We start from the raw sequence: 15980 nt of genomic DNA on the forward strand, positions 1-15980 counted from the left end.
CGGCTAAACATTGACAGATTAGAGGTGAATTATGAGCTTCAATATTGCATTAACTGGCATTGCAGCCGCACAAAAAGATTTGGATGTAACTGCAAATAATATTGCTAACGTAAATACGACCGGTTTTAAAGAGTCGCGCGCTGAATTTGCTGATGTGTATGCATCGTCAGTTTTTAGCTCGGGCAAAACAAAAAATGGTGATGGTGTACAAACCACCATGGTGGCGCAACAATTCCACCAAGGTTCACTTAAGTTTACTCAAAACTCATTAGATTTAGCAATCACGGGTGAAGGTTATTTTGCAATGAGTGAAGATATAGCATCGCAAGATTTTTCATATTCTCGTGCAGGTGCTTTTAAGCTCAATAAAGATAACTTTGTTGTTGATGCACGTGGTAATTACTTGCAAGGCTTCCCTGTTGACCCTTCTACAGGCAATACAACATCTGTAAGTTTAAGTACGACTTCACCGATTCAGATCCCTGATGCATCAGGAGCACCGCGTCATACGAGCAATATTTATAGCTCAATGAATTTAGATTCGCGTTCAGATGTGCCTACTACTTCTACATTTGATCCTACCGATAGCACGAGTTATAACTCGTCAACGTCTACAACAATTTATGATTCGCTAGGTCAACCTCACGTTGCGCAGTTATTTTTTGTAAAGCAAGATCCTGCGACCAATGCAAATAGCTGGAGTGTTTATGCCACGATGGATAAACAACCGTTTGATATAACGGGTGCTGCAACAGCAACTGGAGCACATACCCCGATTGATTCATTGCAATTTACTGCCGCAGGTTTACCTGATGTAGCAGCGCCAGAAACAACTTTTCCTGATGTAGTATTGCCATCAGGTGCTGCGGCAGGTTTAAGCACTTTATTGAGTAATGGCGCACAATTTCCGAACGAAATTACGGTAAATTGGCGTGACTCTGCAGGTACGAGTAATAAAGTACCAACTCAATACGCAAGTCGTTTTGAAGTTAAAGCACTTGAGCAAGATGGTGCAACAGTGGGGCGTTTAGCGGGGATTGATATTGGTACAGATGGTAAGGTCGTTGCGTCATACAGCAATGGTGATACCTCATTCTTAGGCCAAGTGGCTATGGTTCGCTTTTCAAACTCACAAGGCCTACAGCAAGCAGGTGATACTTCATGGAAAAAGAGCTTAACATCGGGTGAGCCAATTGCTGGTGAGCCAGGATCAGGTACATTGGGTTCAATTAACTCATCTGCTCTAGAGCAGTCAAATGTAAACTTAACCAATGAATTGGTTGATTTGATCAGTGCACAACGTAACTTCCAAGCAAATTCACGTGCACTTGAAGTTAACTCTACATTACAACAAGCAATCTTGCAGATCCGTTAATTATTAACTTGAACTTAAGTTAAGAGTTAATACTGTAAGGTTCTTATTTACGATCCGACACCTAGGCTGCCTGCAATTGGCGGCCTTTTTTAATCCCCCGATTTGATTACTGCTTTGCCTAATTTATTCTTATTCTTTGCCCGTGGGCCTTAGCTTAAATTAGCGTCAATTTATTGTGGCACTTATCTTGCATTTATTACGTTATAGAATTTTAACGTGAGTCGATGTTATGGACAAGATGGTCTACATTGCAGCGTCTGGGGCTAAGCAAAGTATGCGGGGCCTCGCGCTCAAAGCAAACAATTTAGCAAATGCCAATACGACTGGATTTAAAGCGGACTTTGCACAAGCTCGTTCGATGCAAGCTTTTGGAGAAGGCTTACCTACCCGCGTTTTCTCAATGCAAGAGCGACCAGGTTCAAACATGACCTCAGGCGGTATCGTTGAAACGGGCCGTGATTTAGATATTGCTTTGAGCGATAAAGGTTGGCTAAGTGTTCAAGATGCATCAGGCAAAGAAGCTTATACCAAAGTTGGTACACTAAATATCACCCCTGATGGTGCTTTAATAACGAGTCATGGTCGTCAGGTAATAGGTGAGGGTGGCCCGATCATTTTGCCGTTACCAATTGAAAAATTAGAGTTTAGTGAAGACGGAGCGATTCAGGTTCGCCCGCAAGGTGCGCCAGCAAACTTCTTAGAGGTGGTTGATCGCCTTAAGGTCATTAAGGCAAATAACTCTGAACTTGAAAAAGGCAATGATGGCCTGTTTAGACCAAAGCCTGAGTTACTCATTGATGATTTATGTGGGTTTTGTGATATCTCACCAAACGTTAAAGTGATGAGCGGTATGTTAGAGATGTCAAACGTGAACCCCGTACATGAGATGGTGGATATGATAAGCCATCAACGCCAATTTGAATTACAAGTTAAGTTAATGAAAACAGCTGAAGAAATTGACGAACGTCAAACTCAGTTGATGCGCATTGTTTAACCTTATTGAGAGGACACAAAAATGAATCCTGCATTGTGGATCAGTAAAACAGGCTTAGATGCCCAACAAACCGATATTTCGGTGATCTCAAATAACTTAGCCAATGCCAGTACTGTCGGTTATAAAAAGAGCCGAGCGGTGTTTGAAGACTTACTTTATCAAAATATTAACCAGCCGGGTGGTCGTTCATCGCAAGATACAGAAATGCCATCAGGTTTAATGCTTGGTGCGGGTGCTAAGGTTGTTGCCAACCAAAAGAACTTTTCTCAAGGTAATATGTTGACCACTGAAAACTCCTTAGATTGGATGATTTCGGGTCCTGGTTTTTTCGAAATACTACAACCAGATGGCAATATTGCCTATTCGCGAAACGGCCAATTTACGACAGATGAAGATGGTCGAATTGTAACCGCTGGTGCAGGTTTTCCGGTTCAACCTGAAATGAATGTACCTGATGATGCACAGTCCATCACAATTTCGCAAGACGGCGAAGTATCTGTACGTGTTGCAGGGCAGGCTGAGAATGTCGTGATTGGGCAGCTAACAATTAGTGATTTTATTAATCCATCGGGTTTAGAGCCTGTTGGTCAAAACTTATATACAGAGACTGCCGTCAGTGGTGCTCCAGTGCAAGGTAATCCAGGTCTAGAAGGCTTAGGTTCTGTGGTACAAGGCGCATTAGAAACGTCTAATGTTAATGTGACCGAAGAGTTGGTTAACTTGATTGAGACGCAGCGTATTTATGAAATGAACTCAAAAGTTATTTCAGCTGTGGATGAAATGATGAGTTATATCAATCAGCAACTTTAATGATTAGGGGCAAAGTGATGCGTAATTTTACCATAACCTTAACGGGTGTATTATTTTTAAGTGGCTGTATGACAAGCCAAAATACTGATGTGGTTCAGGATGACCCTTACTATGCGCCTATGTATCCAGAGCCTGCAACAGAGCAAGTTGTAGCGACAGGTTCACTATTTGATAGTTATTTATCGAATGATCTTTATTCAGATAAAAAAGCACTGCGCACAGGTGATATTATTACGGTGAAACTGCAAGAGTCAACACAGTCATCAAAAGCTGCAAAAACTCAAACTGATAAAACAAGTGATGCAAGTCTTGATCCTGTTGTTGGGTTAGGGGGGTTGCCGGTTAATATTGGTGGCGATAGCATTCAATTTGGCATTGGCAGTGGCTCGTCTTTTAATGGCGATTTAAAATCAAACCAATCAAATAGTTTATTTGGTGATATTTCAGTAAACGTAATGCGTGTGTTACCAAATGGAAATTTAGTGATTCGTGGTGAAAAGTGGCTGACGTTGAATACAGGTGAAGAGTTTATTCGACTCGAAGGGCTTGTGCGTCCACAAGATGTTACTGCAGATAATACAGTTACCTCTAATCGCATTGCTAATGCGAGAATTCAATATTCAGGCAAAGGGCAATTACAAGAGTCTCAAAGTGCGGGTTGGTTAACGCAGTTCTTCAGTAGTGCACTGTTCCCTTTTTAAAGGATCGTTATTATGAATGGCTTTAAAGTATTAATTACTCTTTGCTTATTAGGTTGGCACGCCAATGTTTTTGCAGAGCGTATTAAAGATGTATCAATGGTTGAAGGTGTTCGTTCAAATCAACTCGTAGGGTATGGTTTGGTTGTAGGTTTACCTGGCACTGGTGAGCAAAGCAGATTCACTGAACAAAGCTTTAAAGGTATGTTAAATAGTTTTGGTATTACATTACCAGCTACTTTAAAACCAAAAATTAAAAATGTGGCTGCTGTTGCAGTCCATGCAGAATTGCCCGCATTTAGAAAACCAGGACAAAGAATTGATATTACCGTTTCTTCAATTGGCAGCGCGGGTAGTTTACGTGGTGGTACCTTAATTCAAACCTTTCTAAAAGGGGTTGATGGTAATACGTATGCAATAGCGCAAGGGAGTTTAATTGTTGGTGGACTTGGCGCTGAAGGGGCCGATGGTAGCCGTGTTGTTATAAATACACCCACAGTGGGGCGTATTCCAAATGGTGCGACGGTGGAGCGTGCGATTAAAAGCCCTTTTATGCAAGGCGACTACATTACATTTAATTTAAATCGCCCTGACTTTACAACGGCAAAACGTTTAGAGCAGGTGATAAATGATCTGGTCGGGCCAAATAGCGCAACAGCGATAGATGCCGCATCAATACGTGTAATTGCTCCAAGAGATGCATCGCAACGTGTTTCTTACTTATCAACACTTGAAAATTTAGAGTTTAAGCCTGCTGATACCGCCGCAAAAATCATTGTTAATTCGCGCACTGGTACGATTGTGATTGGCAAAAATGTAAAATTACAACCTGCGGCAATTACTCATGGTGGTTTAACGGTAACAATTGCAGAGCAGCAAAATGTGGCGCAGCCAAATCCACTGGCTGAAGGGGAAACGGTAGTTACTAATCAAAGTATAATAGATGTGAATGAAGATGATTCGCGTGCTTTTGTTTTTAATCCAGGTGTAAGCCTTGATGACTTAGTGCGTGCTATTAATGAAGTGGGCGCAGCACCTGGTGATTTAATGGCCATTTTAGAAGCACTAAAAGAAGCTGGGGCAATAAATGGACAGCTTGTTGTGATTTAACATGTGATCTATTAGTGACATTCACGAATGTCTACATTACCGCCTTCGCGACATTGTAGACATTTGTTTACTGGATAAAAAATCTAGCCGAGGCTAACTTTACTTTGTAACCACCTAGCATACTTGTTTTACTTTCACGCCAACACGCCAACACGCCAACACGCCAACACGCCAACACGCCAACACGCCAACATGATATTTGGCTCAATTATTGCATTGTTAGTAGTATTATTAACTATTGTGTCAAATTGCTGATGGATACTAATCATCTCGATAAACAAAACTTCTTTGATTTAGGGAATCTTGACTCACTTCGTCAAGAGGCCTTAAAGGGCGGGGCTTCGCCTGAAGCGTCTAAAGAAGCGCTGAAAAAAGCAGCGGCACAATTTGAATCTATCTTTACGCAAATGTTACTTAAAAGTATGCGCAAAGCAAATGAAGCCTTTGAGGATAAAGAAAGTCCATTTAATTCAAGCGGTGTAAAGTTCTTTGAAGAAATGCATGACCAGCAACTATCCGTTGAGCTTTCTTCAAAAGGCTCGCTAGGTTTGGCTGATATTATTGTTCAACAACTCTCCCCAGATACTAAAAACTTTATGCCAGGGTCTGTACTGCGCTCAGTTAATGAGTTTTCAAGTGATAACCGTGCAAACGGTAAAAGTACTGATGCTAGCGTTGACTCAGCCTCTGCCAGTAAAGCGCAAAAGCAGCAAAAACCACAGTTTGAAAATGCTGAAGAGTTTATCTCAAGTGTGTGGGAGCACGCTAAAACAGCCGCAGAAAAAATAGGGTTAAACCCAGCTGTAATGGTTGCACAAGCTGCACTTGAGACTGGCTGGGGGAAACACATTATTAATAAAAGTGATGGTAATAGCTCATTTAATTTATTCAATATTAAGTCAGATAGAAGCTGGCAAGGTGATAAAGCCAGTAAAGTTACACTTGAATTTGAAGAAGGTATGCCTGTTAAAAAACAGGCTAGCTTTAGAGCCTATGACTCAATCAAAGACAGTGTAAATGACTTTGTTGAATTTTTGACGCAAAACCCACGTTATCAAGAAGCCTTACAAAATACCGCAAAACCTGCCGCTTTTTTAGATTCATTACAAAAAGCGGGGTATGCAACCGACCCCAATTATGCCGATAAAATTAAGCAGGTACTTAATCGCACTGAGCTTAAAACATTGGCGGCAACATTGGTTCGCCAAGGAGTAAATTAAAATGTCGTTTAATTTGTTAGACATTGCTAATTCTGGTGTACGTGCTAATACAGAATTACTGCAAACGACCAGCAAGAATATTGCCAATGTAAATACAGTGGGCTATGTGCGCGAGCGTACAGAGCACATGACTATGATCGACAATCAAGTTGGTCGTGGTGATACGTACAGATTACTTAATGAGTTCGCACAAAAACAACTAAATCGCGATACTTCAAATAAAGCATTCTTTGATCAGTTTGTTAGCGAAGCTGGCCGAGTAGATACATTATTCTCTCAAGAGTCTAATAGCTTATCTACCAGTATAAACTCCCTTTTTAATAATGTGCAGGAGAGTTTAAATCAGCCCTCTTCAACGGTTGCCCGCTCGCTAGTAATGACTGATGCGCAAAATTTAATTAGTCAAATGGAGCGTTTATCTGGGATCGTATTTGATCAAAAAAATATTGTGAACGAGCAGCTTGAAATATTTTCTGGGGAAGCGAATACGTTAGTACAAAATATCAGCAAGCTTAACAAACAAGTCGCAGCTGTTAATGGTACGCGAAATGCTGCTGATGCAAGTTCCATGTTTAACGAACGTGATCAAGCAATACGCGAGCTATCAGAGTTGGTTGATATTGAAACGTTAGACGGCCCTAATGGTGAAAAACTGGTGTTTATGGGCACAGGAGAAGCACTTGTAATGCAAAGTGGTTCATTTAATTTATTTTCAATGCGCGGTGACCCTGATCCTAACTTTAAAGAACTTCACCTAGATATAAACGACGGCAAAGCTGTGCCGCTTGAAGTTGATGTAGGTAAACTAAAAGGTAAAATAGGCGGATTGCTGGCATTTCGTGATGATGTATTAGTACCAGCACAAAACCAGTTAGGGCAAATGGGACTTGCGATTGCAGATGCATTTAATCAGCAAAATAGGCTTGGAATGGATGGTAATGGTGAGCTAGGTGGTGATATTTTTACTATACCTACAACCGGTGGGTTTGCATACCAAGCTAATACAGGTACTGCGGCAATGACTGCCACATTAGAGCCTGGCAAAGGCAGCGAAATACCTGCAAGTGACTTTGTTATTACTTACACCAGTGCAACGACAGTTGAAATTCAGCCTGTTGATAATAAAGGTGAGCCACTCGGCAGTGCCTCTACGGCTAATATTGTTGGCGGTATTGTTGATTCATCAACGATTACCAGTGGTGAATCGTTTGGTTTGCAGATTAATGTCTCTGGTACGGGAAACGTTGATGATCAATTTCAAATAAAACTGAATGCTCAGGCTGCATCTAGCTTAGAAATGGCAACGAATAGGCCAGAAGATTTAGCATTAGCTGCTCCAATTCGTACCGCAAATGATATTAATAACACCAGTGAAGCGAGTATATCTGTAGGTGATGTGACGAGTATTGACTCCGGTGGTTTTACAGCAACACCGCCAGGGCTGACTAATGGTGATGTTAGTTTAGTTAAAACAGCGAATTTAAACGAGTATACAATTACAGACGGCAGCGGTACGAGTACATTTACAATAACGCCACCGGCTGAGAATATTTTAGCTCAAGCAGGCGCTCCGTTTGATGGTTATGGTTTTGATTTTAATATTGAAGGCACGCCAGCAACAGGTGATACCTTTACATTAGAGTTTAATACAGGTGGCTTTGATGATAACCGTAATGGGTTAAAACTAGCTGAGTTACAAAATGGTGAGTTAGTGCGTCAAAATGTTGTCACCACAGCGACAGCAGATAATCATAAGACCTTTAATCAAGCTTATGGGGCTTTAGTAACAGATGTAGGCGTTGTAACTAACCAAGCAAAAACAAATGGTGCAGCCTTTGAAGCGTTAGCAAAGCAATCAGAGGCTTGGTATGAATCATTATCAGGGGTTAATCTTGATGAAGAGGCGGCCAATTTACTGCGCTTTCAGCAATCTTATGCAGCGTCAGCTCAGGTGCTTGCGACATCCCGTACTATTTTTGACACTTTACTTGGTGCTACGAGGTAATTATGCGTTTATCAAACAATTTAATGTATCAAAGTAGTGTGAATTCTATTTTGAAAAACCAACAAAATGTCAATAAAGCACAAGAGCAAGTTAATACTCAAAAACGTGTTTTAACTGCCTCAGATGACCCCTCAGCGACTGCACGTGCATTACTGTATACAGATAAAATTCAAACAAATGAACAGTTTAGTAAAAATATTACTATGTTGACCAGTCGTTTAAATATTCAAGAAAGTGTGCTTGAAAATATCAAACTTTCACTTGAAAAAGCACATACATTAGCTATTCAGGCTGGTAATGGTGCATATAGCGATATAGATCGTCAAGGTATTGCGGAAGAAATCAAATCAATTCAAAGTAATGTACATGATTTAATGAATGCTAAAACAGAAGACAATAAGTATATTTTTTCTGGTTACCAAGATAACACGCAAACTTACAGCTTTAATTCTACGTCGAGTAAGTATGAGTACGGCGGTGATCAAGGCCAACATAAGATCAAAGTAGCTGAAGGTGTAGAAATAAAATCCAGCGACAATGGTTTTGATGTGTTTGAAAAAGTAAATGCGCGCTTAAACCTCACATCCAATGATGGTGTTGCAAGCGGTGGGATCACAAGCGCCAAAGTTTATGTAAAAGAACAGGCTGAGTTTGATGCGTTTCACAAAGCGAGTTATAACGCAGATCCAAATGCAGTCGCAGGCGCAAATACATATAATGTGATAACGACCGCGGGGACCCCTAATACATATCAAGTAGAGCAGGGGGGGAACATTATTGAATCAGGTAGCTTTGATAACGGAACAATCAACTTTGCAGGAATGGAAATTGACATTAGTCCTGTAGCGAGTGGGCAAGTGGATTTTACATTAGAAGCCCCTCAAAAAGAGAATATTTTAAATACATTAAGTGATTTAATCGCAGGCTTGACTGACACCACAATTAACCAAGATGATTATGAGCAAGTATTAGCTGATGCAATGACTCAAATTGATAATGCAAAAAATAATGTCTCTTTGACGCAAGCCGGTTTGGGTGGGCGACTTAATACAACGGAAAAGGTAACAGACTCTAACAGCGATCGTGATGTGAATAATAAAGCATCGCGAGCTGACTTAGTTGAACTCGATATGGCCGAAGCCATAACTGAACTCACCAAACAAGAAACTGCATTACAAGCCTCGCAGGCAACATTTGGCCGCTTAGCTAATTTATCACTGTTCGATTATCTATAAAGTATAAAGAGTAAGGCAATCTGTTGCCTTACTCTTATTTTTTCCTTCCTTTAAACTTATATCTTTTATATTTAGATACTTATAGCTTCCTAAAATATTATCTTAGTAAAAAATAGCAGTAGTGATCTCTGCATTATTTGACCATTGAAATCAATTGTATTTAATTTAAAAGTTATTAAATTACAATGGATTAATGTTTTTTATTAAAAAAACTTAAAAAAAAGCTAAAGGATTTTTTGAGTAGACCGATAACTTAATTAACCAAGCAAAGCGTTGAAAATAACAACCACTGCTTAATCCAGTAAGTTTGAGAGTAAATGATAAGTTTACTTCGGGAGAGATATCATGGCTTTATATGTAAATACAAATGTTAGCGCGTTAAACGCACAAAGACAATTAAACAATTCTGGTAATGCACTAGATACATCATTTCAACGTTTATCATCAGGTTTTCGTATCAACAGTGCGAAAGATGATGCAGCGGGTCTACAAATTTCTGACCGTTTAACGTCACAAATTAATGGCCTTAACCAAGGTAACCGTAACGCAAACGATGGTATTTCATTAGCTCAAACTGCTGAGGGTGCATTAGACGAAACAACTTCAATGTTTCAACGTATGCGTACACTTGCACAACAAGCAGCGAATGGTTCAAACACAGATGAAGATCGCTTAGCAATTCAAGAAGAGATTCGTTCATTATCATCAGAAGTGAATCGTGTTGCTGCAGATACAACGTTTGGTGGTCAAAACCTATTAGATGGCTCTTTCTCAGCTAACTTCCAAGTAGGCGCTGACGCTGTTCAGAATATCAGCTTTAGTATGGCATCAGTTGGTGGAACGGCTAACTCTATAGCGGATAATGGTGGTTTCACCATGTCAGGCATTGCAGGTGTTGCCAGTGCGGTAACCGGTGCTAGCTTAAGTGCTACAGCTGGAACGATTAGTTCGCAAGTAGGCGCATCAGCAGATGAAACAGCATTTTCATCAGTGTTTACTGCTGGTGGTATCAGTGTATCTTCACAAGCCAATGCACAAGCGGTGATGGCGGGTATGGATTCGCTTATCGCGGTAGTAGATAAAAAACGTGCGGAGCTAGGTGCTGTTCAAAACAGGTTCCAGTCAACTATTCGTAACCAATCGAATATTTCTGAAAACTTAAGTGCTGCAAAATCACGTATTAAAGATACTGACTTTGCACAAGAAACTGCTAACTTAACTAAAATGCAGATTCTACAACAGGCAAGCCAAACAATTCTTAGCCAGGCTAATCAGCGTCCACAGGCAGCATTAAGTCTTCTAGGTTAATAACTGATTTATTAATTTTGAAGCGACGTCAATTAATTGACTAAGAATGTAGCGCCTTTGTCTAATGGGGTATTAACAAAGGCGCTGAAACGGATTGATAAAGCGGAGGCGCTTAAAAATCCTGAAGTGTTCTCACATTTGTAAGAACATAATATACAAAGCATAAACTATGCCAATGTTTTTGTTTTAAACCTACTCTCAAACTTATCTTTCAAGGGCCTTTTAAAGGCCCTTTTTTTATGGGGTCAATAAATAATCATAAAGTTGGCCTAAAGATTGCTCAATACTTATTAAGTTTTTAAATTAACCTGCAAAGTGGCAGTTTATTGCCCCGGGCCAATATATCTTGGCTGCTGTAACTAGTCACTTTGTCAAAATTCCACTTAATTAAAGTGGCTTTAATTTGACAGATAAGAAGAGAGTTTATTATGGCTTTATTTGTAAACACGAATGTCAGTGCGTTAAATGCACAAAGACAGCTAGAAAGAACTGGAAACGACTTAGATACATCATTTAAACGTTTATCATCTGGGTTGCGTATTAATAGTGCTGCTGATGATGCCGCTGGTTTACAAATATCGGATCGTTTACAGTCGCAAATCCTAGGCTTAAACCAAGGCAATCGTAATGCGAATGATGGCATTTCTTTAGCACAAACTGCCGAAGGTGCACTTGATGAAATTACATCAACATTTCAGCGTATTCGAACATTGGCACAGCAATCAGCAAACGGCTCTAATACTGATGAAGATAGGCTTGCGATCCAAGAAGAGATCAGGCAGCTATCAGATGAAGTTAATCGAATCGCCAGTGATACCACATTCGGCGGCCAAAATTTACTAGATGGTTCTTACTCTGCAAGCTTTCAAGTCGGCGCTGATGCTGTGCAAACAATTGGGTTTAGTATGCAATCAGTTGGTGATACGGCCAATTCATTAGCGGCTAATGGTGGTTTCACTATTTCAGGTGTTGCAGGTGTAGCATCTGCAGTAGGTGGAAAGGCGCTTTCAACACTTGCAGCAAATGTCAGTTCTGTTGATGGTGCAACGGCATCGACAACTTTAGATTTTTCTGCTGTATTTACAGCCGCGGGTATTAGTGTGTCGTCACAAGTAAACGCGCAAGCTGTTTTGGCTGGAATGGATTCACTTATTGCCGTTGTAGATAAAAAGCGTGCTGAACTCGGTGCAGTTCAAAATCGGTTTCAGTCTACAATACGAAACCAAGCTAATATTTCTGAAAACTTAGCCTCTGCTAAGTCACGTATTAAAGATGCAGACTTCGCCATGGAAACAGCAAATTTAACTAAAAACCAAATATTACAACAAGCAAGCCAAACAATTTTAGGTCAAGCGAATCAACGACCTCAGGCTGCATTAAGCTTGTTACAGGGCTAAAATAAAATAGAATTGTTAAAAAATTATAAATAAAGCTAAAGTTTCCGTTTTATCTGACGATAACTGACTTAGAGAACTAAAAATCTAGGACTCTCAGTCTGGAATAATAACAGGGTAGGGGTATCCCGTTGTTATTCTATTTAAAATGATAAAGCGGAGGCTATTATGGCTTTATATGTAAATACTAATGTGAGTTCTTTGAACGCACAACGCCAGTTAATGAAGTCTGGCAACCAACTAGATACATCCTTTCAACGCCTTTCATCAGGTTTTCGTATTAATAGTGCGAAAGATGATGCTGCAGGTATGCAAATATCTAACCGTTTGACTAGCCAAATAAGCGGCTTAGATCAAGGTAATCGTAACGCAAATGATGGTATTTCACTTGCACAAACTGCTGAAGGTGCGCTTGATGAAACAACATCTATGTTTCAGCGTATGCGAACATTGGCACAGCAAGCATCAAATGGTTCTAATACTGATGAAGATCGCTTGGCTATCCAAGAAGAAATTCGTTCATTATCGTCAGAAGTAAACCGTGTAGCTGCCGATACTACGTTTGGTGGTCAAAACTTATTAGATGGCTCATTTTCTGCCAACTTTCAAGTAGGTGCTGATGCGATTCAAAATATTAGCTTTAGTATGAAAGATGTTGGTGGCACAGCTAACTCTATTGCAGCTGACGGCGGCTTTACTATGTCAGGTATTGCCAGTGTTGCGAGTGCTGTAACGGGTGCAAGTTTAAGTGCTACAGCAGGTACAATTAGTACACAAGTGGGTGCATCTGCAGATGAAACTGCTTTCTCATCAGTCTTTTCAGCGTCGGGGATCAGTGTATCTTCTCAAGCAAATGCACAAGCTGTAATGGCTGGTATGGATGCGATGATTGCTGTGGTTGATAAAAAACGTGCAGAGCTTGGTGCGGTACAAAACCGATTCCAATCAACAATCCGTAACCAATCAAATATCTCTGAGAACTTAAGTGCAGCAAAATCACGTATAAAAGATACTGATTTCGCAGCTGAGACAGCGAGCCTAACAAAGTCACAAATACTTCAACAGGCAAGCCAATCAATTCTAAGTCAAGCAAACCAGCGTCCACAAGTAGCGCTGTCGTTACTAGGCTAATGGGTTTCTAAGTCATTATTGAGCTTTTGCTTGATAATGACTTATACTTTGTTTGTGTTTTGAAGGAGACCTACCATGGCTGATTTAAGTGCAATAATCAAATCAAACGAAAATCTGTCTGCTAATTCATCTTTTACAAATAAAAGTGAATTAAATGAAGTTAATAAAAAAGTAAATGTTGAACAAGGTGGCGTAAAAATTGCTGGAAGAGAACCTGCGTTTGTTGAAGACGGCAAAGAGCTAGATTCAGAAGGTGAAAGAAAAGCGCTGATCGAAGAAGTAAAAGAGAACTTAGAAAAATTAAATAAATATATACCCGTTACTTCAACTAATTTAGTGTTTGAATTTGATGAAGATGGTGATCCGCCGATTATCAAAGTATTTGATAAGAAAAGCGAAGAGGTTATTCGTGAAATACCGACTAAAGAATTTAGAGAAGTAGCTAAAGCTTTAGATGAATTTGCCGATAAACTTACTAACAAAGGTTTGCTATTGAATCAAACCGCCTAACACTTTTTGGAACAGATAGTAGGAGAGAAGTATGCCACTAATTACATCCGCAGGTATTGGATCGGGGCTGGATCTCGAAAGTATCATTAGCGCATCAGTTGCCGCTGAAAATGTTCCAAAAATGAATGCCTTTGTAAAAAAAGAAGAATCACTCAAAGTAGAGCTTTCTGCTATTGGTGAAATAAAAGGCGCACTTTCTAAGTTACAAGATACGATAGAGAAACTAGCGGATCCAGATAACTTCAATAAACGAATTGCTAACATCACGCAACCAACCAGTGATGACGGCGATCTCGTCTCAGTTACCCCAACAAAAGATATTACGCCTGGCGACTTTAAAATCGAAGTTGTAGCGCTCGCTCAGGGCAGCCGTGCCGTTTCTAATGACTCGCTTTTTACAACCACTGATGATGTGGTTAGTGCTTCTGGAGGAACGCTTTCTTTTGCTGCAGGCCCAGACAAAAGCTTTGATTTAACTGTGGATGCAGGCGCTACTCTAGCTGAATTACGTGATGCGATAAATGACTCTGATGATAACTTTGGTGTGACAGCAAATATAATTAACACAGGCACTGAGGCTAAGCTAGTTTTAACATCAAATGTAACTGGCGATAACAATGATCTTGTGATCACTAATGACAATGCCGAACTTGATAACGTATCAACCGTAGCAAACGCTGGCGGTGCTGGTGGTATTGGTATAGCTGCTGAAAACCAAGCCCAAAGTGCAATAATTAAAGTCGATGGTATTTCAATAACAAACGACACCAATACGTTTAAAGATGCAGTGCAAGATATGACGATCACAGCTAAACGCCAAAGTGTTGATGGTGAAACAGCAAAGCTTGCGGTTAGTTATGACCGTGAGAGTCCAACAAAACTAATCGATGAATTTATTGCAAACTATAATAATGTAGTTGGTCAGTTAGGGTTTCAATCTCGAGTCGGTAAGCCGCTAAATAGTGATGCGACAATTCGTTCATTAAGTTCACAGCTTGTGAATACACTTGCTACTAATTTAACTGATTCTGGCCCTTTTGAAAGTATATTTGATATTGGTTTAGGTGTTAAAAAAGATGGTTACTTAGAAAAGTCATCACTCGTGCGTAGCCTGAGTGTTGCTATGGATGAAAATTTTGACGACATTGGTAAAGCATTTGCTGGTGATAACGGCCTAGCAAAACAATTTGAGGAATTATTAGGAAATTACGTTGATTCGGATGGAATAATGAAGCAACGTGAAACAAACTTAAATACTCAAATTGATGATTTAGAAGATGATGTTATTAATCATGAGTTTAGAATGGGTGAGTTAGAAGGGCGACTAAGAAAACAGTATTCTGGGTTAGATGTTTTATTGGCACAAATGCAATCAACGCAGACCTACCTTAGCGCACAACTATCTAGCTTGCCTGGGTTTACAAGAAACAAATCATAATGACTATTTTTGATTTTAAAAGGTTTTAATATGTATAATGCAAAAGTAAAAAATTATCAAAAAGAAGCACTTAAGACTCGAGTTGCAGGTGCGGATCGCTATGAAATTATCCAAATGTTAATGGCGGGTGCTATTGAAAAAATGGTAATGTCAAAAGTAGCCATTGAAAAGAAGCACATGGAAGCAAAAGCAGAACACTTATCTAAGGCAACCGCCATAATCGAGGCCTTGCGAGGGTGCTTAGATTTTGAAGTAGGTGGCGAAGTGACCGAGAATTTATATGCACTTTATTCATATATGATTGACCGTTTAGTCGATGCAACTATAAAGAATGATCCTGAAATAGTTGATGAGGTTTCTAATTTGTTAAAAGAGATTAAATCTGCTTGGGATGCAATTCCGCATGATGTTCGCCAACAAACACTAAATGAGAATGGTATAGACGCGAATGTCGGCTAATCTGTTATCACAATTGCTTCCTAAGTTATCAAAAATCAATCAATACATATTCGAAGATGATATTGATTCAGCTCAAAGTGAATTAAACCAATTAGATGATTTATTAAAAAATGTATTCAATTCCCCGACAGTATTAACTGAAGATGATGCTCTTTTTTTATCTGACTTCTCAACACGGTTAAATACGACAGTACAGGAGTTAATACAGAGGAAAGGCGTTATTGCAAAAAAGATTGGTGTTCACTTAAATACGCAGAAAAAAATAAATGTTTATAAAAGTATCAAATAGGTAA

The 15980-nt window shown here is 39.7% G+C and carries 15 protein-coding genes; all 15 read left to right on the plus strand.

Annotation, left to right across the window (positions count from 1 at the left end):
* Nucleotides 1-31: 31 nt before the first annotated feature.
* The gene (gene flgE, locus HJP15_RS04370; protein ID WP_054203362.1) at nt 32-1375 is read left to right on the plus strand and encodes a flagellar hook protein FlgE; all 1344 of its coding nucleotides are present in this window, start codon (nt 32-34) and stop codon (nt 1373-1375) included.
* A 229-nt stretch (nt 1376-1604) separates the two neighbouring features.
* Nucleotides 1605-2369, plus strand: coding sequence for a flagellar basal body rod protein FlgF (locus tag HJP15_RS04375; protein WP_054203361.1), 765 nt, complete (start codon nt 1605-1607; stop codon nt 2367-2369).
* Between the two features lie 21 nt (nt 2370-2390).
* Nucleotides 2391-3179 (plus strand): flagellar basal-body rod protein FlgG, encoded by a 789-nt coding sequence (gene flgG, locus HJP15_RS04380; RefSeq protein WP_054203360.1) that lies wholly within the window; start codon nt 2391-2393, stop codon nt 3177-3179.
* Between the two features lie 17 nt (nt 3180-3196).
* Complete coding sequence (gene flgH / locus HJP15_RS04385) at nt 3197-3880, plus strand: flagellar basal body L-ring protein FlgH (protein WP_054203359.1); 684 nt, start codon at nt 3197-3199, stop codon at nt 3878-3880.
* 12 nt (nt 3881-3892) lie between these two features.
* Nucleotides 3893-4987 (plus strand): flagellar basal body P-ring protein FlgI, encoded by a 1095-nt coding sequence (locus HJP15_RS04390; RefSeq protein ID WP_054203358.1) that lies wholly within the window; start codon nt 3893-3895, stop codon nt 4985-4987.
* A gap of 254 nt (nt 4988-5241) precedes the next feature.
* The gene (flgJ, locus tag HJP15_RS04395) at nt 5242-6207 is read left to right on the plus strand and encodes a flagellar assembly peptidoglycan hydrolase FlgJ (protein WP_054203357.1); all 966 of its coding nucleotides are present in this window, start codon (nt 5242-5244) and stop codon (nt 6205-6207) included.
* 1 nt (nt 6208) lies between these two features.
* Nucleotides 6209-8212, plus strand: coding sequence for a flagellar hook-associated protein FlgK (flgK, locus tag HJP15_RS04400; protein WP_054453851.1), 2004 nt, complete (start codon nt 6209-6211; stop codon nt 8210-8212).
* 2 nt (nt 8213-8214) lie between these two features.
* Nucleotides 8215-9447 carry a flagellar hook-associated protein FlgL gene (gene flgL / locus HJP15_RS04405; RefSeq protein WP_054453854.1) on the plus strand — a complete coding sequence of 411 codons (1233 nt, stop codon included), beginning with the start codon at nt 8215-8217 and terminating at the stop codon, nt 9445-9447.
* 345 nt (nt 9448-9792) lie between these two features.
* Nucleotides 9793-10755, plus strand: coding sequence for a flagellin N-terminal helical domain-containing protein (locus HJP15_RS04410; RefSeq protein WP_054203354.1), 963 nt, complete (start codon nt 9793-9795; stop codon nt 10753-10755).
* Nucleotides 10756-11183: 428 nt separating this feature from the next.
* On the plus strand, nt 11184-12152 hold the full coding sequence (locus HJP15_RS04415; RefSeq protein ID WP_054203353.1) for a flagellin N-terminal helical domain-containing protein: 969 nt from the start codon (nt 11184-11186) through the stop codon (nt 12150-12152).
* A 165-nt stretch (nt 12153-12317) separates the two neighbouring features.
* A complete protein-coding gene (locus HJP15_RS04420) occupies nt 12318-13280 on the plus strand; it encodes a flagellin N-terminal helical domain-containing protein (RefSeq protein WP_054203352.1) in 963 nt (320 codons plus the stop codon).
* A gap of 75 nt (nt 13281-13355) precedes the next feature.
* A complete protein-coding gene (locus HJP15_RS04425; RefSeq protein WP_054203351.1) occupies nt 13356-13790 on the plus strand; it encodes a flagellar protein FlaG in 435 nt (144 codons plus the stop codon).
* A gap of 31 nt (nt 13791-13821) precedes the next feature.
* Entirely contained in the window at nt 13822-15228 is a 1407-nt protein-coding gene (gene fliD / locus HJP15_RS04430) for a flagellar filament capping protein FliD (RefSeq protein ID WP_170173147.1), read from the plus strand.
* Nucleotides 15229-15258: 30 nt separating this feature from the next.
* Nucleotides 15259-15687, plus strand: coding sequence for a flagellar export chaperone FliS (gene fliS / locus HJP15_RS04435; RefSeq protein ID WP_054203349.1), 429 nt, complete (start codon nt 15259-15261; stop codon nt 15685-15687).
* Complete coding sequence (locus tag HJP15_RS04440; protein WP_054203348.1) at nt 15677-15976, plus strand: hypothetical protein; 300 nt, start codon at nt 15677-15679, stop codon at nt 15974-15976. The genes fliS and HJP15_RS04440 overlap by 11 nt, the downstream gene beginning before the upstream one ends.
* Nucleotides 15977-15980: the final 4 nt, after the last annotated feature.

Origin of the sequence: Pseudoalteromonas sp. NEC-BIFX-2020_002 (assembly GCF_013002825.1) — a bacterium.
GTDB lineage: Bacteria > Pseudomonadota > Gammaproteobacteria > Enterobacterales > Alteromonadaceae > Pseudoalteromonas > Pseudoalteromonas neustonica.